Origin of the sequence: Streptomyces kunmingensis (genome assembly GCF_039533535.1) — a bacterium.
Classification (GTDB): domain Bacteria; phylum Actinomycetota; class Actinomycetes; order Streptomycetales; family Streptomycetaceae; genus Streptomyces; species Streptomyces kunmingensis.
This window is the reverse complement of the sequence record NZ_BAAATS010000012.1, coordinates 63,899-81,350: the sequence shown is the minus strand read 5'-3', so window position 1 is coordinate 81,350 and position 17,452 is coordinate 63,899. Positions and strand designations below refer to the sequence as shown.

Annotated in this window: 17 protein-coding genes; 13 read left to right on the top strand and 4 right to left on the bottom strand. The window is 71.2% G+C overall.

Annotated elements, in window-relative coordinates; all coding sequences use genetic code 11:
- Positions 1–91: 91 nt before the first annotated feature.
- The gene (locus ABD366_RS15115; protein ID WP_324776864.1) at positions 92–361 is read right to left on the bottom strand and encodes a hypothetical protein; all 270 of its coding nucleotides are present in this window, start codon (positions 359–361) and stop codon (positions 92–94) included.
- A gap of 122 nt (positions 362–483) precedes the next feature.
- Between ABD366_RS15115 and ABD366_RS15110 the strand changes: the two genes are divergently transcribed.
- Together ABD366_RS15110 and ABD366_RS15105 are read left to right on the top strand one after the other, a co-directional pair.
- Entirely contained in the window at positions 484–1,035 is a 552-nt protein-coding gene (locus ABD366_RS15110; RefSeq protein ID WP_324776863.1) for a TetR/AcrR family transcriptional regulator, read from the top strand.
- Positions 1,032–2,561: an MFS transporter gene (locus ABD366_RS15105; protein WP_324776861.1), complete on the top strand. Its 1,530-nt coding sequence runs from the start codon at positions 1,032–1,034 to the stop codon at positions 2,559–2,561. The genes ABD366_RS15110 and ABD366_RS15105 overlap by 4 nt, the downstream gene beginning before the upstream one ends.
- 96 nt (positions 2,562–2,657) lie before the next feature.
- On the opposite strand, the gene ABD366_RS15100 is transcribed toward ABD366_RS15105, so the two are convergent.
- Positions 2,658–3,410 carry a lysophospholipid acyltransferase family protein gene (locus ABD366_RS15100; protein ID WP_324776896.1) on the bottom strand — a complete coding sequence of 251 codons (753 nt, stop codon included), beginning with the start codon at positions 3,408–3,410 and terminating at the stop codon, positions 2,658–2,660.
- Between the two features lie 185 nt (positions 3,411–3,595).
- Here ABD366_RS15100 and ABD366_RS15095 point away from each other — a divergent pair, with 185 nt between their 5' ends.
- The 3 genes from ABD366_RS15095 to ABD366_RS15085 all read left to right on the top strand — a co-directional run bounded on the left by ABD366_RS15095 (position 3,596) and on the right by ABD366_RS15085 (position 5,952).
- On the top strand, positions 3,596–4,807 hold the full coding sequence (locus ABD366_RS15095) for a glycerophosphodiester phosphodiesterase (protein ID WP_324776859.1): 1,212 nt from the start codon (positions 3,596–3,598) through the stop codon (positions 4,805–4,807).
- 74 nt (positions 4,808–4,881) lie between these two features.
- Positions 4,882–5,397 carry a sigma-70 family RNA polymerase sigma factor gene (locus ABD366_RS15090; protein WP_324776857.1) on the top strand — a complete coding sequence of 172 codons (516 nt, stop codon included), beginning with the start codon at positions 4,882–4,884 and terminating at the stop codon, positions 5,395–5,397.
- A gap of 39 nt (positions 5,398–5,436) precedes the next feature.
- Positions 5,437–5,952 carry a GNAT family N-acetyltransferase gene (locus tag ABD366_RS15085; RefSeq protein WP_324776855.1) on the top strand — a complete coding sequence of 172 codons (516 nt, stop codon included), beginning with the start codon at positions 5,437–5,439 and terminating at the stop codon, positions 5,950–5,952.
- On the opposite strand, the gene ABD366_RS15080 is transcribed toward ABD366_RS15085, so the two are convergent.
- Positions 5,942–6,391, bottom strand: a complete 450-nt coding sequence (locus tag ABD366_RS15080; protein WP_324776853.1) for a hypothetical protein — start codon at positions 6,389–6,391, stop codon at positions 5,942–5,944. The two genes, ABD366_RS15085 and ABD366_RS15080, sit on opposite strands and share 11 nt — an antisense overlap.
- A 1-nt stretch (position 6,392) precedes the next feature.
- On the bottom strand, positions 6,393–6,752 hold the full coding sequence (locus tag ABD366_RS15075; RefSeq protein WP_324776851.1) for a hypothetical protein: 360 nt from the start codon (positions 6,750–6,752) through the stop codon (positions 6,393–6,395).
- Positions 6,753–6,822: 70 nt separating this feature from the next.
- On the opposite strand from ABD366_RS15075, the gene ABD366_RS15070 reads away from it, so the two are divergent.
- The 8 genes from ABD366_RS15070 to cobT all read left to right on the top strand — a co-directional run bounded on the left by ABD366_RS15070 (position 6,823) and on the right by cobT (position 17,439).
- Positions 6,823–7,473: an HAD family hydrolase gene (locus ABD366_RS15070; RefSeq protein WP_324776849.1), complete on the top strand. Its 651-nt coding sequence runs from the start codon at positions 6,823–6,825 to the stop codon at positions 7,471–7,473.
- Between the two features lie 428 nt (positions 7,474–7,901).
- A complete protein-coding gene (locus ABD366_RS15065; protein ID WP_324776847.1) occupies positions 7,902–8,948 on the top strand; it encodes a methionine ABC transporter ATP-binding protein in 1,047 nt (348 codons plus the stop codon).
- Positions 8,945–9,757, top strand: coding sequence for a methionine ABC transporter permease (locus ABD366_RS15060; RefSeq protein ID WP_324776845.1), 813 nt, complete (start codon positions 8,945–8,947; stop codon positions 9,755–9,757). Before ABD366_RS15065 ends, ABD366_RS15060 begins: the two co-directional genes overlap by 4 nt.
- A gap of 67 nt (positions 9,758–9,824) precedes the next feature.
- Positions 9,825–10,655 carry a MetQ/NlpA family ABC transporter substrate-binding protein gene (locus tag ABD366_RS15055; RefSeq protein WP_324776843.1) on the top strand — a complete coding sequence of 277 codons (831 nt, stop codon included), beginning with the start codon at positions 9,825–9,827 and terminating at the stop codon, positions 10,653–10,655.
- Positions 10,655–11,476, top strand: coding sequence for a MetQ/NlpA family ABC transporter substrate-binding protein (locus ABD366_RS15050; RefSeq protein WP_324776841.1), 822 nt, complete (start codon positions 10,655–10,657; stop codon positions 11,474–11,476). Before ABD366_RS15055 ends, ABD366_RS15050 begins: the two co-directional genes overlap by 1 nt.
- Positions 11,477–11,616: 140 nt before the next feature.
- Positions 11,617–12,255, top strand: a complete 639-nt coding sequence (locus ABD366_RS15045; protein WP_324776839.1) for a GNAT family N-acetyltransferase — start codon at positions 11,617–11,619, stop codon at positions 12,253–12,255.
- A gap of 144 nt (positions 12,256–12,399) precedes the next feature.
- Entirely contained in the window at positions 12,400–13,617 is a 1,218-nt protein-coding gene (gene cbiE / locus ABD366_RS15040; protein WP_324776837.1) for a precorrin-6y C5,15-methyltransferase (decarboxylating) subunit CbiE, read from the top strand.
- 369 nt (positions 13,618–13,986) lie between these two features.
- The gene (cobT, locus tag ABD366_RS15035) at positions 13,987–17,439 is read left to right on the top strand and encodes a nicotinate-nucleotide--dimethylbenzimidazole phosphoribosyltransferase (protein ID WP_344441854.1); all 3,453 of its coding nucleotides are present in this window, start codon (positions 13,987–13,989) and stop codon (positions 17,437–17,439) included.
- The last annotated feature ends 13 nt before the right edge of the window (positions 17,440–17,452 follow it).

Genomic DNA, 17,452 nt, shown 5'->3' with positions numbered 1-17,452 from the left:
AAGCAACGCAACGCCGGAGGGCCCGGTTCGTCCGTACGTGGACGAGCCGGGCCCTTCGGCGTACCTCTGCGGGGGCGGGGGCGGTGTCGGCTCAGCGCCGGGACCGCGCCCCGCCGCCATAGCTCGACAGATCCAGCAACAGCCCGATCAGCACCACAAGCCACCCGACACCGTGCACCCCGGCCACGGGCGCGTACGCGAAGACGAACCCCAAGGTCGTCCACGGCAGCAGAATCAGCCCGAGCAGCGGCAGCAGCACACCGGTGAAGGCGCGATCCACCAGAGTCGTGAACAGCCAGGTGAGGACGAGTGCGACCCGCGGCCCGATCGCCGCCATCGCCGCGAAGATGCAGCACCCCATGCCCGTACCTCCAAGGACGCGAACGTACTGACAGTCGTAACACTGGGTGAGCGATCGGGCTACCGGAGTAGCGGGCCACTCTCGGTGAGACATGTATGTCTCATCTGGGTTATTCTCGTCTCATGTCTGTAGACCGCGAACAGGTGCTGCGCAGCGCCGCCGCCCTGCTCACCCGCAAGTCCACGGCCACGATGGACGAGGTCGCACGGGCCGCGGGGATCAGCCGCGCCACCCTGCACCGCCAGTTCGCGGGCCGCGACGCCCTCGTACGGGCCCTGGAAGATCTCGGCATCCGCGAGTGCGAGACCGCGCTCGACCGGGCCCGTCTCGACGAGGACCGGGCCGAGGACGCCCTGCGCCGGCTCATCGGCGAAATAGAGCACGCGGCCCCGCTGCTCGCCCTCCTCGTCACCGAGAACCAGCTCTTCGAGGGCGACGGGCAGAACGTGGGCTGGGCCCGCCTGGACACCCGCATCGCGGCGCTGTTCCGGCGCGGCCAGGAAGCGGGCGAGTTCCGCATCGATCTGACCCCCGCCTGGCTGACCGAGGCGCTCTACGGACTCATCGGCAGCGGCGCCTGGGCCGTACAGGACGGCCGCGTGGCGGCGAAGGACTTCACCTACATGATCGCCGAGCTGCTGCTCGGCGGCGCACGACGGAGAGTGGAAGCATGACCGGCACGAAGCAGCACGCCCCCGCGGCGGAGGTGGTGTCGCGCCCCGGACGGTGGCTCGCCCTCTGCGTCCTCGTGCTCGCGGTGCTGCTCGTAGCCGTGGACGCGACGGTCCTCGGCCTGGCGACCCCGTACATCAGCGAGGACCTCAAGCCCTCCGGCACCCAGCTCCTGTGGATCGGCGACGTCTACTCCTTCGTCATCGCCGGCCTCCTCGTCTCCATGGGCAGCCTCGGCGACCGCATCGGCCGCAAGAAGCTGCTCCTCGTGGGCGCGGTCGCGTTCGGCGCGGTCTCGGTCCTCAACGCGTACGCCACGACGCCCGAGCTGATGATCCTGGCCCGCGCCCTGCTGGGCGTGGCGGGCGCGACGCTCATGCCGTCGACCCTGGCCCTGATCCGCAACATCTTCCACGACCCGCGCGAGCGCTCGCTGGCCGTCGGCATCTGGGGCGCCATGGCGTCGGCGGGCGCGGCGGTCGGCCCGGTGGTCGGCGGCTTCCTGCTCGAACACTTCTGGTGGGGCTCGGTCTTCCTCATCAACCTGCCCGTGATGGCCGTCCTGGTCGTGGTCGGCGCGAAGCTCATCCCCGAGTCGAAGAACCCGGTCCCGGGCCCCTGGGACCTGGTCAGTGTCGGGCTCTCCCTCGTCGGCATGATCGGTGTCGTCTACGCGGTGAAGGAAGCGGCGGCGCACGGCTTCCGCTGGGACGTGGCCGTGTCCGCGGTCCTCGGCGTCGCGGCGCTCACCTGGTTCGTCCGCCGCCAACTCACACTGTCCTCGCCCCTGTTGGACATGCGGCTGTTTCGCAACCGGGGCTTCTCCGGGGCGGTCCTGGCCGACCTCCTGACCATCCTCGGCCTGTCCGGGCTCGTCTTCTTCCTGTCCCAGTTCCTCCAACTGGTGCAAGGGCGGCGGCCGTTCGAGGCAGGGCTGGCCGAACTGCCCGCCGCCGTGGGCGCGGTGGCTGCCGGTCTGGTCGCGGGAATGGTGGCGCGCCGCTTCTCGGTGCGTGCCGTCGTCGCGGGCGGACTGGCCGCCGTGGGCCTCGCCCTGGCCGCGCTGACGACCCTGAGCCAGGACACGGGCTACCCGCTGCTCGGCGCGGTGCTCCTGATCGTCGGGGTCGGCGCCGGCTTCGCGTTCACGGTCACCGCGGACGTGATCCTCTCCAGCGTGCCCAAGGAACAGGCGGGCGCGGCCTCGGCGGTCTCCGAGACGGCCTACGAACTCGGCGCGGCCCTCGGCATCGCCCTGCTCGGCTCGATCGTCACGGGCGTCTACGCGGGCTTCACGGCGCCGCCAGGCACCCCCGCGGACGTCGCGTCGGCGGCGCACGAATCGCTGGGCGGCGCGGTCGAGGCGTCCTCGTCGCTCCCGGCCGAGCAGGCGCACACCCTGCTGACATCGGCGCAGACCGCCTTCGTGGACGGCCTCCAGGTGGCGGCGGGCATCGGCGCGGCGGTCCTGCTGGCGACGGCGGTCGCGGCCTGGTTCCTGCTCAGGGGCCAGCACCTGGAGAAGTAGCCCGGCACGCCCGACAGCGACACGCCCGACACGCCCGACACACACCTGGGCCCCGGTCACCGGATGATTCCGGCGGCCGGGGCCCAGGTGTGTGTCTTACGCGGCCTTCGCCTTCGTGGCGTACATGTCCACGTACTCCTGGCCCGAAAGGCGCATGACCTCCGCCATCACGGAGTCGGTCACGGCGCGCAGCACGTAGCGGTCGCGGCCCATGCCGTCGTACCGGGAGAACTCCATCGGCTCACCGAACCGGATGGTCACGCGCCCGGGCCGCGGCATCCCGGACCCGCCCGGCTGCAGCTTGTCCGTGCCGATCACCGCGAAGGGGACGACGGGCGCGCCCGTCATGAGGGTGAGCCGCGCGATGCCGGTGCGGCCGCGGTAGAGGCGGCCGTCGGGGGAGCGGGTGCCCTCCGGGTAGATCCCGAAGATCCGGCCCTCCTCCAGGATCCGGCGGCCGGTCATCAGCGCGGCCACACCGCCGTTGGCGCCGTCCCGGTCGACCGGGACCATGCCGACGCCCGTGAAGAACCAGGCCATCAGGCGGCCCTTGAAGCTCTTGCCGGTGACGTACTCGTCCTTGCCGATGAAGCACACCTGCCGGTCGCAGACCAGCGGCAGGAGCATCGAGTCGATGAACGTCAGATGGTTGCCCGCCAGAATGACGGGGCCAGTGCCCGGAATGTTCTCGGCGCCTTCCACACGCGTGCGGAACATCAGGCGCATGATCGGTCCGAGCACTGCCTTGATGAACGCGAAGCCGGACAACGGGCCCTCCGGTGTCAAGGAATGGATGGTGGGGATTGTGCAGGTGAGGACGATACTCGCGGCCGGGTACCCCTTGCACATCGGGTTCACGGAGTCGATACGCAGAGTTGACCTGAATCCACACCCCTTTTGTGCCGGAGCGAGCCCCAGCAGTCATCCCGCATCACCCTGACGTTAGGCCCGGGGTCTCCCACTAGTCACTCCCGCCCACCTACGATCGACCCGCTTTGACAGGTGCGAGGCGGGACTTGGCGGAGGAGTGCTTCATGGGGAACGAGAAGTCGCAGAAGTCGCAGAAGGCGCAGGGCGCGCAGGAGGCGCGGACCGAGGGGGCGTTGGGCCGGCGCTCGCTGCTGGGCGCCGCGGTCCTGAGCGCGGGCGCGGCCGCCCTCGCCGCCCCCGGAGTGGCAGCGGCCGCCGACCGTGACAGTGGCGGGAATCACTCCGGACGGGGGTACAAGAGCCTGCCCGTGCCCACGATCGTCGCGCACCGAGGCGCCAGCGGCTACCGCCCCGAGCACACCCTGGGCTCGTACCAGTTGGCGCTCGACATGGGCGCACATGTCATAGAAGCGGGTGACATCGTCCCCACCAAGGACGGTCACCTCGTATGCCGTCACGAACCGGAGATCGGCGGCACCACCGATGTGTCGGCGCACCCCGAGTTCGCCGGCCGCAAGACCACGAAGGTCATCGACGGGGTCTCCACCACGGGCTGGTTCACCGAGGACTTCACGCTCGCCGAGCTGAAGACGCTGCGCGCCAAGGAACGCATCCCGGGCACCCGGCAGCACAACACCCTCTACGACGGCCGCTGGGAGATCCCCACCTTCGAAGAGGTCCTCAAGTGGCGCGCGGCGCAGAGCAAGAAGCGCGGGCGCGAGGTGTGGATCCACGTCGAGACCAAGCACCCCACCTACTTCCGCAAGCTGGGCCTGGGTCTGGAGGAGCGCCTCGCCAAGCTGCTGCGCGCATACCGGCTCGACAAGAAGAACTCGCCCGCGTTCCTCCAGTCCTTCGAGCCGACGAGCATCCAGCGCCTGAACAAGCTGGTCGGCAACCCGCTGGTCGTCCTGCTCTCCACGGCGAACTCCCGCCCGGCCGACTTCGTCGACATCGGCGACCCGCGCACCGTCGCCGACCTGATCACCCCCAAGGGGCTGGGGGAGATCGCGACGTACGCGCAGGGCATCGGCCCGACCCTGGACCTGATCATCCCCAAGGACGCGGCGGGCAGGCTCAAGGAGCCGACCACCCTCGTACGGGACGCGCACCGGGCCGGGCTGATCCTGCACCCGTACACGATGCGCAACGAGAACACCTTCCTGCCCGCCGACTTCAAGAAGGGCACGGACCCGAACGCCTACGGTGACGCGTTCGGCGCCTTCCAGGCGTACTTCGCGACCGGGATCGACGGGATCTTCTCCGACAACTGCGACACCGCCCTCCTCGCCCGCGAGGACTTCGTCAACGGCTGACCCGCCCGAGCCGGTTGGAGTGAGACGCGGCGGCGACGGCAACCAGGTGCCCGCGCCGCCGCGTCCCGCCGGGCATGACGTACGACACGGTGATCGAGACCCTGCGGCCCCTGCTCGCGGCCGAGGTCCGCGCCGAACTCCCCGGCGCCGCCGAGCCCCGCGACCTCGAACAGGCCGTCTGGGTCCGCCTCCTGGAACACCTCGGCACCCAGGGCCCGCCGGCGGACCCGGCGGCCTGGCTCACGGCGACGGTCCGCGCCGAGGCGAACCGCCAGCGAGGCGCGGACCGCAGCGAGCAGCCCTACGTCACCGAACCTGCCGCAGAGACGGCCGGATCGGACCCCGAGCGCGAGGCGCTGGACCGGGAGAGGGCCGCCGCGCTGCACGCCGCGATCCGCAGGCTCCCCGGCCGCTGCCCCCGCCTCATCGGTGCGCTGCTGTCCCCGCAAGACCTCACTTACCGTGAAATCGCAGGCGAGTTGGGTATGTCACAGGGCAGTCTTGGGCCAGAACGTTCCAGATGTCTGGGATGCCTGCGCAGAATCCTCGGATCCGAGGTTGCGCCCATGGCCCGTAGGGGAAAAGGCTGAGGGACAACAGGCGGACAGGTGAGCGGGAGGCATGCACACATGGGCATGAGCGTGACCATCTCTGCGGCGACCGAAGCGGACACCGAGCAGATACTCAAACTGCAGTACCTCTGCTACCAGAGCGAGGCGCAGCTCTACGGCGACTACTCCATCGAGCCGCTCACCCAGTCCCTCGACTCGGTCAGGGCCGAACTGACGCGCGGGACCGTCCTGGTGGCCCGACTCGGTGACGAAGTGGTGGCGTCCGTGCGCGGCACGGTCGGCGCGGACGGCACGGCCCGGATCGACAAGCTCATCGTGCACCCGCGCATGCAGCGCCACGGCCTGGGCGGACGGCTGCTGGCCGCCGTCGAGTCCTCGCTCGGCGCGGCGGGCACGGCCAAGCGCTTCGAACTCCTCACGGGCCACCGCAGCGAGCACAATCTGCGCCTCTACCGCAAGCACGGCTACACGTCCGTGTCGACGAAGCGGGTCGACGACCGGCTGACCGTCGTGACGCTGGCCAAGGACGTCGAGGCGGGCGCCGCGGCCGGCGCGCTCGCGACTACCGCGTAGCGGTCCGCGCCCGGCGCAGCCAGAACAGCGCGGAGACGGGCAGGAGCACCGGGATGAACAGGTACTCCATCCCGTAGTCGGACCAGACGGTGGAGTCCGCGAACGCCGAGGGCTCCACCAGCGTCCAGGTCCCGACCGCCAGTACGCCCACCAGCTCGGCGGCGCAGCACACCTGCGCCGCCTTGCGCGCCGTGTCCCCGCCGCGTACGAGCGAGTACGTGATGAAGCCGTATACGACGCCCGCGACGGCCGAGAGCGTGTACGCGAGCGGCGCCTTGCCGAAGTCCGTCGCGATCTGGAAGACCGAGCGCGACACGGCGCCCACGACCATCACGCCGTACAGCCACACGAGCAGCGTGCCGGGACCGCTGGTCAGCCGCCGGGACCCGGTGTTCTCCCCGGGCCCGGTGTCCTGCCTGTTCTCGGAGGTGGCGGTCACCTCAGCCTCCCCAGATGTCGTAGAGCCGTACTTCGAGCACGGCGAGGACCACGCCGCCCGCGGCGACGGTGATCGAACCCCAGCGCGTGCGCTCCGCCAGCGACATGAACCCCGCCGCCGGCACACAGGCGAACGCCCCGATCAGATACGCGACGAAGATCGTCGTGCCCTGCTCCGGCTTCTCACCCCGCGCCAGCTGCACGATCCCGATCACCAGCTGCGCCAGCGCGAGGACCGACACGACGGCCATGCCGATGAAGTGCCAGTCCTTGGTCGGCTGGTCCCGGGAGGCGGCGAAACCGCACCACGCGGCGAGCGCGAGCGCGGCGATCCCCGTCACCAGGGTCAGGGCAGAGAGCATGGGCAGACCTTATTACGGCGAAAAGGACCCGCTGCGCCCGGCCCCGGCGTGCCCCGTAGCCTTGGGAGACATGAAGATCACCGCTGACGCCCTGCTGTTCGACAACGACGGAACCCTGCTCTCCTCGATGGAGTCGGTGTACCGCTGCTGGACGCGCTGGGCGCAGGAGTACGGGATCACCGCCGAGGAGTTCGCCGCCGTCGAGCTGCACGGCCGCCCCGCCGCCGAGATCGCGGCCGATCTGCTGCCCGCCGAGAAGGTCGCCGAGGCCGTGGCCCGCATCGAGGAGCTGGAGGTCGAGGACGTGCCCAACGGCGGCACCCACGTCCTGCCCGGCACCAAAGAACTGCTCGCCTCGCTGCCCGAGGGGCGCTGGGCCGTCGTCACCTCCGCCACCCGCCGCCTCGCCGAGGCCCGGCTCGCCGCGGTCGGCATCGAGCCGCCGCTGCTGATCGCCGCCGACGACATCGTGCGCGGCAAGCCCGACCCCGAGCCGTTCCTGCTCGCCGCCGGGAAACTGGGCGTGGACCCGGCGCGCTGCGTCGTCTTCGAGGACGCCCCGGCCGGACTCACGGCCGGTCACGCGGGCGGCATGACCACCGTGGCGTTGGCCACAACGCACGAGGCGCACGAGCTCATCGCGGATGTCGTGGTGAAGGACCTCTCGGCCGTGACAGCGCTGGTCACCGAGGCCGGCGTGGAGATCACCGCCCGGGCGTGAACGCCCCCGCGTACCCGTCCAGCGCTGTCCGCTATTCGGACAGCGCGGGCGGGGTCTTCCCTCACTTCTGCTTTACTTGCCCGCATGACCACGACGAGCAGCCGCACCCTTGCGACCGAGGCGACGATGACGCCCGGTGCTCGTTGTATGTGTCGAATGTGCGCCTTCTGAGGGCCCCCGCATCAGCCGCACCCGCGCCCCGAAGCGAGTGCCCGCGCGCCCCGTCCGTAGGGAGTGACTCCGCAGGGAGAAACCAGTCCGCTACGTGACCGGGCCCGCCCCGCGCACAGATTCTCCGTACTGAAGCCAGTACCGCTCCGTGTCCGGAGCGAGAGCCTGCCGCGCCCGGAAACTCCGCAAGTTCCCGAGATGTATGCCCCGTGCCCGGCGCCACCCGTGCCGCGCACTCGACAGTGACGGAAACCCACGTGATCACCACCCAGGGCCTCACAAAGGTCTACCGCTCGCGCGGCCGCGAGATCACCGCCCTCGACGGCGTCGATCTGCACGTGCGCGAAGGTGAGGTGTACGGCGTCATCGGCCAGTCAGGCGCCGGCAAGTCCTCGCTGATCCGCTGCGTGAACCTCCTGGAGCGTCCCACCGCCGGCACCGTGACGGTCGCCGGCCAGGACCTCACCGCCCTCGCCGGGCGCGGATCACGCGCCGGCAAGGAGCTCCGCGAAGCGCGCAGCCGCATCGGCATGGTCTTCCAGCACTTCAACCTCCTCTCCTCACGCACCGTCCAGGACAACATCGAGCTACCGCTCGAAATCCTCGGCAAGTCGGGGAAGGAACGTTCCACCAAGGCGCTGGAGCTGCTCGACCTCGTCGGCCTCGCCGACAAGGCGAAGTCCTACCCGGCCCAGCTCTCCGGCGGCCAGAAGCAGCGCGTCGGCATCGCCCGCGCGCTCGCCGGCGACCCGAAGGTGCTGCTCTCCGACGAGGCGACCAGCGCCCTCGACCCGGAGACCACCCGCTCCATCCTCCAGCTCCTGCGCGACCTCAACCGGCAGCTCGGCCTGACCGTCCTGCTCATCACGCACGAGATGGACGTCGTCAAGACCGTCTGCGACTCCGCCGCCCTGATGGAGAGCGGGCAGATCGTCGAGTCCGGCACCGTCAGCGAGCTGCTCGCGACGCCCGGCTCGGAACTGGCCGCGGCGCTCTTCCCGGTCAGCGGCGACGCCTCCGGCGCGGACCGCACCGTCATCGACGTCACCTTCCACGGGGAGTCGGCGACCCAGCCGGTCATCTCGCAGCTCGCCCGCACCTACAACATCGACATCTCGATCCTCGGCGCCGCGATGGACACCGTCGCGGGCAAGCAGGTCGGCCGCATGCGCATCGAGCTGCCCGGCCGCTACGACGAGAACGTCGTCCCGATCGGCTTCCTGCGCGAGCAGGGCCTCCAGGTCGAGATACAGGGTCACGAGGACCGCGCGTCCGTACTGCTGAAGGAAGGTGTCACCAAGTGACCTGGTCGGAGATGCAGCCCCTGCTGTCCCAGGCGTGTTGGGACACCTTCTACATGGTCGGCTGGTCCACGCTGATCGCCGTCGTCGTGGGCCTCCCGCTCGGCATCCTGCTCGTCCTCACCGACCGCGGCGGGCTGCTGCAGAACGTCGTGGCGAACAAGGTCATCGGGCAGATCGTGAACATCGTCCGCTCGATGCCCTTCATCATCCTGATGGTCGCCCTGATGACCTTCACGCGCTGGATCGTCGGCACCACCATCGGCCGCGAAGCCGCCATCGTGCCGCTCGCCGTCGGCGCCATCCCGTTCTTCGCCCGGCTCGTCGAGACGTCCGTGCGCGAGGTCGACGGCGGGCTCGTCGAGGCCGTGCAGTCGATGGGCGGCAACACCTGGACCGTCGTGCGCAAGGCCCTCGTCCCGGAGTCGCTGCCGTCGCTGATCTCCGCGACCACCACGACGATCGTCGCCATCATCGGCTACTCCGCCATGGCCGGCACGGTCGGCGCGGGTGGCCTCGGCGACCTCGCGATCCGCTACGGCTACCAGCGCTTCGAGACCCAGATGATGTGGATCATCGTGGCGATCCTCGCGGTCGTCATCGCCCTCATCCAGTTCGCGGGCGACAGCGGTGCCCGCGTCCTGCACCGCCGCGCGGGCAAGGGCGGCGAACCGCTCCGCTTCCGCGTCCTCGGCGGCTTCCTGCCCGGCGGCCCGGCCGGTGCGAAGACCGCTCCCGCGGAGACCGCTCCTACGGAGGGCGTCCCTGAGGGCGTCCCTGCGGAGAGCGTCCCCGTCACCAAAACCCGCTGACCCGCAGATACCTGCCTCCCCGTCCCACCCCGGCGGGTTGCACCACCCATGGAGAAAGGCACTTTTCGTGCGTAACACCACCAAGATCACCGCAGCTGTCCTCGCCACCGGCGCCCTCACCCTGGGCCTGACCGCGTGCGGCTCCGACAAGGGCGACACCAAGGCCGACGCCAACGACAAGCTGGTCGTCGCGGCGACCCCCGTCCCGCACGCCGAGATCCTCGAGTACATCAAGAAGGACCTGGCGAAGAAGGCCGGCCTCAACCTCGAGGTCAAGGAGTTCACCGACTACGTCACGCCGAACACGGCGACCGAGGACGGGTCCGTGGACGCCAACTACTTCCAGACCACGCCGTACCTGAAGGACTTCAACAAGAAGCAGGGCACGCACCTCACGTCGGTCGCCACCGTCCACCTGGAGCCGCTCGGCCTCTACTCCGAGAAGGCCAAGAAGCTCGACGGCCTCAAGAAGGGCGGCACCATCGCCCTCCCGAACGACGCCGACAACGAGAGCCGCGCCCTGCGCTTCCTCGCCCGCAACGGGATCATCACCCTCAAGAGCGGCTCCGAGGCCACCGCGACGCCCCAGGACATCGCGGAGAACCCCAAGAACCTGGAGTTCAAGGAGGTCGAGGCGGCCCAGACGCCGCGCTCCCTCAAGGACGTCGACGCCGCGGTGATCAACGGCAACTACGCCATCGGCGCCGGCCTCAAGCCCGCCAAGGACGCCCTCGCCCTGGAGTCCACCCAGAACAACGCGTACAACAACGTGCTCGCCGTCAAGGAGGGCAACGAGGACGACCCGCGCGTCAAGAAGCTCGCCAAGCTCCTGACGTCGCCCGAGGTGAAGAAGTTCATCGAGGACAAGTACAAGGGCTCGGTGCTCCCCTCCTTCTGATGCGTACGTACACGATTCCCGCCGCCGTGATCGCCGGGGCACTCGCCCTCGGCCTCACGGCCTGCGGCTCCGACAAGGCCGACAGCGCGAACGGCAAGCTCGTCGTCGGCGCCACCCCGACCCCGGCCGGCGAAGTCCTCACGTACGTACAGCGGAACCTGGCGAAGAAGGCCGGACTCGACCTGGAGATCAAGGAGTTCACGGACTACGTCCTGCCGAACACCGCGCTCCAGCAGGGCGAGCTCGACGCCAACCTGTACCAGCACACTCCGTACCTGGAGGACTTCAACAAGTCCAAGGGCACGACCCTGACCGCCGTCGCACAGGTCTACCTGCCGCCGCTGGGCTTCTACTCCAAGAAGACCCGCGACGTCACCGAACTGCGCGAAGGCGCCACCGTCGCCCTGCCCAACGACGCGACCAACGAGGCGAGGGCGCTCGAACTCCTCGCCTCCCAGGGCGTCATCGAGCTCAAGAAGGGCGCCGGCGTGAACGCGACTCCCAAGGACGTCGCGAAGAACCCGAAGCACCTCACCTTCAAGGAGCTCGAAGCCGCCCAGCTGCCGCGCTCCCTGGACGACGTCGACGTGGCCGCCGTCAACAACAACTTCGCGCTCGACGCGGGCCTGAGCCCCAAGAAGGACGCCATCCTTCTGGAGAACGCGAAGAACAACCCGTACAACAACGTCCTCGCCGTCAAAAAGGGCAACGAGGACGACCCGCGCGTCAAGAAGCTGGCGGAACTGCTGACTTCGGCCGAGGTGAAGACGTTCATCGAGGACAAGTACAAGGGCTCCGTACTTCCGGTCACCGGGGCCTGAACTGCGCACCTCGCACGGGGGCCGCTCCTGACAACAGGGGCGGCCCCCATGTGCAGTTACGTGCCTTCATGCTGCATGCTGGGCACTTCACCCGGCCGACGCGATGCCTGAAGGCGGCCACGAAGGTTACGGAGCGGCGTATGACGAACACCTTCCCCGAGATCTCCATCAGCACGGAGCGCTTGGTGCTGAGGCCGCTCGACGAGGACGACGTGCCCGCTCTGGCCGAGATGATGAACGACGAGCTGATCGCCGCGTGGACGTCCGTACCGCAGCCCTTCGACGAGGACGGCGCGCGTGACTGGATCACCGAGTACGCGCCCAAGGAGCGCGCCGCCGGAACCGGACTCGACCTCGCCGTCACCGAGTTCCTCACCCAGCGCCTCGTCGGCGTCATCCAGCTGACCAAGACGAACTGGCACGTACGCTCCACCGAGCTGTCCTACATCATCGCCCCCTGGGCCCGCGGCGAGGGCTACGCCTCCGAGGCCGCGCTCGCCATGGCCCAGTGGCTCTTCCGCGACCAGGGCCTGGAGCGCATCGAGCTGCGCACCGCCGCCGACAACACCGCCTCCCAGCAGGTCGCCCAGAAGATCGGCTGCATCAGCGAGGGCGTCCTGCGCAACGCCTGCATAGCGCGTACCCGCACCGAGGACGGCGCCCTGGCCGAGGTCCGCACCGACTTCATCGTGTGGAGCCTGCTGCCCGAGGACATCGAGGGCGTCACCGAGCAGCTCGCCGAGGCCGGCGGCTTCACCGCCTTCTCGGACTGGAACTGAGGCTCTGACCCCACAGGCAGTCGCCAGACCCACCAGGTACGCTCTCGGTGCCCCGCCCGGCCCCTTGTCGCCCGGCGGCTTCCCCTGATCCGTGTACGCGACCGCCCGTGTACGCACCCGAGCACACTCTGGAGACTGACGACGATGGCCGACCGGGTCACGGTGATCGGCTGGGACGGCTCTCCGCCGACCGCGGCGGCCCGCTCCGCGCTGGCCGCGGCCACCCTCGTGGCCGGAGCCGCCCACCACCTGGCACTGCCCGAGGTGCCCGAGCGCGCCGAGCGGATCCGCCTCGGCAGCGTGGCACTCGCCGCCCGCCGCATCGCCGGACACCGCGGCACCGCCGTGGTCCTCGCCGACGGCGACCCCGGCTTCTTCGGCGTCGTGCGCACCCTGCGCGCCCCCGAGTACGGCCTGGAGGTCGAGGTCGTACCCGCCGTCTCCGCCGTCGCCCAGGCCTTCGCCCGCGCCGGCATGCCCTGGGACGACGCCCAGGTCGTCGTCGCCCACCGCCGCACCCTGCGCCGCGCGGTCAACGTCTGCCGCGCCCGCACCAAGGTCGCCGTCCTCACCTCACCCGGCGCGGGCCCCGCCGAACTCGGCCTCCTCCTCGAAGGCGTCCACCGCACCTTCGTCATCTGCGAGGAACTCGGCACCGACCGCGAACAGGTCACCGTCGTCACCTCCGAGAAGGCCGCCGACCACACCTGGCGCGACCCGAACGTCGTCATCGTCATCGGCGGCCCGGTCACCGTCGGCGCCTCCGAGAACGGCGGCTGGCTGGCCGGCGGCGATCCCGACGTGCTGCCCCGCGGCTGGGCGCTGCCCGCCGCCGAGTACGCGGGCCCCTTCGGCGAGGGCGAGAGCGAACAACTGCGCGCGGCCCAACTCGCCCGCCTCGGCCCGAGGACCGGCGACCTCGTGTGGGACATCGGCTGCGGCAGCGGCGCCTTCACGGCGGAGGCGGGCCGCTTCGGCGCCGCCGTCATCGCCGTCGACCGCGACTCCGAGGCCTGCGCCCGCACCCTCGCCACCGCGCGCCGCTTCGGCGTCCAGACCCAGATCGTGCACGGCACCGCCCCGCACGTCCTGGAGGACCTGCCCGAACCCGATGTCGTACGCGTCGGGGGCGGGGGAGCGGCGGTCGTCTCGGCCGTCGCCGACCGGCGGCCCGCGCGCATCGTCACGCACGCCGCGACACGCGACGCCGCCGAACTCGTCGGCAGGGATCTGACGGAGCACGGATACGACGTCGAGTGCGCCCTCCTGCAATCCGTCGAACTGGACACGCGCGCCTGGACGGAGAAGGAGCGGACCGTGGGGTTCCTGCTCTCCGGGACCCTTCCCGACCGCAACCCGTGACCCTGACGGCCCAACGCGCGCGGTAGGCTGGCCGATCGTTGTACCGCACCAGGACATGCACCGGTTCGTCGGCCAATGTCCGGGAAACGCACCACTTTTGGAGCGCGTGTGGTACGGCAGCGACCGGAGGACGCGCAACGTGGCGCAGTCCACAGAAGGCCGTGGCCGATCCAGGTGCCATGGTCCCGATCCGGCCGGGACAATACCTGTTGTCCGGGGCGGTTCGTGCCGCGCGGCGCGCGTGCTCGTTCTTCATGAAGACATGAGGAGTGGACGTGCCACTCCGGACAGTGGCTCGGAAGGGGCTCGCATCTCCGGCGCACGGCCGGGAGCGGCCAGGAAGTTCTCATCGATGGGCGAGGGGTAGGCATGACCGACACCGGTCAGGTTCCGGGCGAAGGGCTGCCGGAGAACGCAGGCGCGGTGGGACAGCCGGGCGCTCCCGCCCCGGGGGCCTACACCTACCTCGATCCCGCCGAAGCCGTCGTCGAGGACGACGAGATGCTCCTCATGCCCGGCTCCCAGGGCGCCTGGGGCGAGCCGCAGGCCGCGATGCCCGCGCAGCAGCAGTACCCCGCCGACCACACCGGGCACGCGGAGTACACGGAGTACCCGCAGACGCCCGCCGTGCACGAGCCGGGCCCGCACGAGACGGGCGGCCGCGACAGCGGCCACCACGACCTCGGCGCGATGCAGGTGCCCGTCCAGGCGCAGCCCGGACAGGCACAGGCCCAGGCCGCCGCCCGCCGCCCGCTGCACATGGGCCCGCCCACGCCCGACACCGGCAGCAGCCCCGTGCGCTCGCTGGCCGACCGCGGCCCCGCGCAGCAGACCCCGCCGCACCCGATGCCGGTGCGCCAGGCGGGCCCGCCCACGACCGGCCCCGAGTACCTCGACATCCCGCCGCAGGGCGGCGCCCCCTGGCAGCCCGCCGGGGCCCCGCAGCCGCAGGCCGCACCGGCGACGGCGCCGGAAGCGGTCGCTCCGGAGTCCTTCTACGGCGAGCCGGCCCCGCAGTTCCCCCAGCCGCAGGACGCGGTCGCCGCCCAGGAGTTCGCGCCCGTCGCCGAGCCCACGCCGGTCGCCGCCTACGCGGACCAGGCCGCGCAGCCGGGCCAGTACGCCGACCAGTACGCCGCGAACGAGCCGCAGGCGTACGACTTCCCGCAGGAGCCAGCGCCGGAGCAGCCGCTCGGCCAGTTCGTGCCGGTCGAGGGCACGGTGCCCACGACTCCGCACCTGGCGCCGACGCCGCCGCAGGCCATGGTCGTCCCGCCGCTGCCCGAACCGGAGCCGGAGCCCGCCGAGGCTGCTGAGAGAGCCGAGCAGCCCGGGACCCCTCAGGAGCCGGTCGCCGCCGTCGGCGAGCAGCCCTCCTTCGCCGAGCAGCCGGCCTTCGCCGAGCAGCCGGCCTTCGCCGAGCAGCCGTCCTTGGACGAGGGAGCGCCGGCCGTGGAGCCGGTGGCTGTGGCGGCACCGGTCGCGGAGCCGGAGCCGGTCGCCGTCGCCGAGCCGGTGGCGGTTGCCGAGCAGCCCGCGGAACAGCCGGTCGAGCAGCCGGTCGAACAGCCCGTCGAGCCGGACGCGGAGACCGTGCAGCCGCAGGCCGTGGAGCCCGAGGCCGTCGAGCCGGTCGCGGTCGAGCCGGTCGTCGTCGAGCCCGTCGCCGATGAGCCGGCCCTCGACGAGCAGGCCCTCGACGAGCTGGCCGTCGATGAGTCGGTTGTCGTCGAGCCCGGCCTCGAGCCCGCGGAGGTCGCACCCGCCGAGGACCCGGCGCAGGAGCTTGCGCCCGTGGAGGCCGCGTCCGTGGAGGCCCCGCCCGTCGAGGTCCCGGCCGCCGAGGCCCCCGCCGACGAGCCGGCCGAGGCCGAGATCGTGGCCGCCGTGCCCGCGCCCCGTGACGGCGGCCCCGCCGCCCTGCCCGAGCAGGACGGGTTCGAGCCCGAGGACCCCGAGCTGATCGAGGTCGCCCCGGTGCCCGGCCACCAGCCCGTGCAGCCGTCGGCGGAGACCGTCGACGAGCTGCCCCCGACCGAGCCCGACGCCGAGTCCGGGCCGCTGCCGGCGGCCGACCCCGATCCGGGCGTGGCCGCCGCCTCCGGGTACGAGGACGCCGAGCGCGAGGCCGTCCTGCGCGTCATGCGCGAGCGCCGCGACATCCGCAACGGCTTCCGTAGCGACCCCATCCCGCACGAGGTCCTGCTGCGTGTCCTGGAGGCCGCTCACACGGCCCCGTCCGTGGGGCACTCGCAGCCCTGGGACTTCGTCGTCATCCGCTCCGCGGAGACCCGGCGCACCATGCACGAACTGGCCATGCGCCAGAAGGACGCGTACGCCAAGTCCCTCCCCAAGGGCCGGGCGAAGCAGTTCAAGGAACTGAAGATCGAGGCCATCCTCGACACCCCGGTCAACATCGTGGTCACCGCCGACCCGACCCGCGGCGGCCGCCACACCCTCGGCCGGCACACCCAGCCGCAGATGGCCCCGTACTCCTCCGCCCTCGCCGTGGAGAACCTGTGGCTCGCCGCCCGCGCCGAAGGCCTCGGCGTCGGCTGGGTCAGCTTCTTCGACGAGCGCGAGATGGTCCGCACCCTCGGCCTGCCCGAGCACCTCGAAGTCGTCGCGTACCTGTGCGTGGGCTACGTCGACGAGTTTCCCGAGGAGCCCGAGCTGATGCAGGCGGGCTGGTCCAAGCGCCGCCCGCTCTCCTGGGTCGTGCACGAGGAGACGTACGGGCGCCGCGCCCTGCCCGGCGAGGACCCGCACGACCTGCTCGCCGAGACCGTCTCCAACATCCGCCCGCTGGACGCCAAGGCGCTCGGCGAGGCGTGGGAGCGGCAGAAGCGGATGACCAAGCCCGCGGGCGCGCTCGGCATGCTGGAGATCATCTCCGCGCAGCTGTCCGGTCTCTCCCGGATGTGCCCGCCGCCGATCCCGGAGCCCGCGGCCGTCGCGATCTTCGCCGGGGACCACGGGGTGCACGCCCAGGGCGTCACCCCGTGGCCGCAGGAGGTCACCAGCCAGATGGTCGCCAACTTCCTGGGCGGCGGCGCGGTCTGCAACGCGTTCGCGAACCAGGTGGGCGCCGAGGTCTGCGTCATCGACGTGGGCGTGGCGAGCGAACTCCCGGCCACGCCGGGCCTGTTGCCCCGCAAGGTCCGTGCGGGCACCGCAGACATGACGACCGGCCCCGCCCTGACCCGCGAAGAGGTCAAGGCGGCCATCGAGGTCGGCATCGAGACGGCCCGCGACCTCGTCGCGGCGGGCAACAAGGCGCTCCTCACCGGCGAGATGGGCATCGCGAACACCACCGCGTCCGCCGCCCTGATCTCCGTCTACACCGACGCCGACCCCGCCGAGGTCACCGGGCGCGGCACCGGCATCAACGACGAGACGCACGCCCGCAAGGTGGAGGTCGTGCGCCGCGCCCTCGACGTCCACCAGCCCGACCCGGCCGACCCGATCGGCGTCCTCGCGGCGGTCGGCGGCCTGGAGCACGCGGCGCTCGTCGGCCTGCTCCTGGGCGGTGCCTCGCTGCGTACGCCGGTCATCCTCGACGGCGTCAGCGCCGGCGCCGCCGCCCTGGTCGCCCGCGCCGTCGCCCCCGAGGTACTGGCCGCCTGCATCGCGGGCCACCGCAGCGCCGAGCCCGGCCACGTCGCCGCGCTCAACAAGCTGGGCCTGCGCCCCCTGGTCGACCTGGACCTGCGGCTCGGCGAGGGCACCGGCGCCCTGCTCGCCCTCCCGATCGTGCAGAGCGCGGCCCGTGCGATGCACGAGGTCGCCACGTTCGACTCGGCGGGCGTCACCGAGAAGTAACCGGTACGAGACA

Coding starts and splice junctions, on each gene's coding strand:
- ABD366_RS15115 (WP_324776864.1), bottom strand. CDS start 361: ATGGGGTGCTGCATCTTCGCGGCGATGGCGGCGATCGGGCCGCGGGTC.
- ABD366_RS15110 (WP_324776863.1), top strand. CDS start 484: ATGTCTGTAGACCGCGAACAGGTGCTGCGCAGCGCCGCCGCCCTGCTC.
- ABD366_RS15105 (WP_324776861.1), top strand. CDS start 1,032: ATGACCGGCACGAAGCAGCACGCCCCCGCGGCGGAGGTGGTGTCGCGC.
- ABD366_RS15100 (WP_324776896.1), bottom strand. CDS start 3,410: ATGTGCAAGGGGTACCCGGCCGCGAGTATCGTCCTCACCTGCACAATC.
- ABD366_RS15095 (WP_324776859.1), top strand. CDS start 3,596: ATGGGGAACGAGAAGTCGCAGAAGTCGCAGAAGGCGCAGGGCGCGCAG.
- ABD366_RS15090 (WP_324776857.1), top strand. CDS start 4,882: ATGACGTACGACACGGTGATCGAGACCCTGCGGCCCCTGCTCGCGGCC.
- ABD366_RS15085 (WP_324776855.1), top strand. CDS start 5,437: ATGGGCATGAGCGTGACCATCTCTGCGGCGACCGAAGCGGACACCGAG.
- ABD366_RS15075 (WP_324776851.1), bottom strand. CDS start 6,752: ATGCTCTCTGCCCTGACCCTGGTGACGGGGATCGCCGCGCTCGCGCTC.
- ABD366_RS15070 (WP_324776849.1), top strand. CDS start 6,823: ATGAAGATCACCGCTGACGCCCTGCTGTTCGACAACGACGGAACCCTG.
- ABD366_RS15050 (WP_324776841.1), top strand. CDS start 10,655: ATGCGTACGTACACGATTCCCGCCGCCGTGATCGCCGGGGCACTCGCC.
- ABD366_RS15045 (WP_324776839.1), top strand. CDS start 11,617: ATGACGAACACCTTCCCCGAGATCTCCATCAGCACGGAGCGCTTGGTG.
- cbiE (WP_324776837.1), top strand. CDS start 12,400: ATGGCCGACCGGGTCACGGTGATCGGCTGGGACGGCTCTCCGCCGACC.
- cobT (WP_344441854.1), top strand. CDS start 13,987: ATGACCGACACCGGTCAGGTTCCGGGCGAAGGGCTGCCGGAGAACGCA.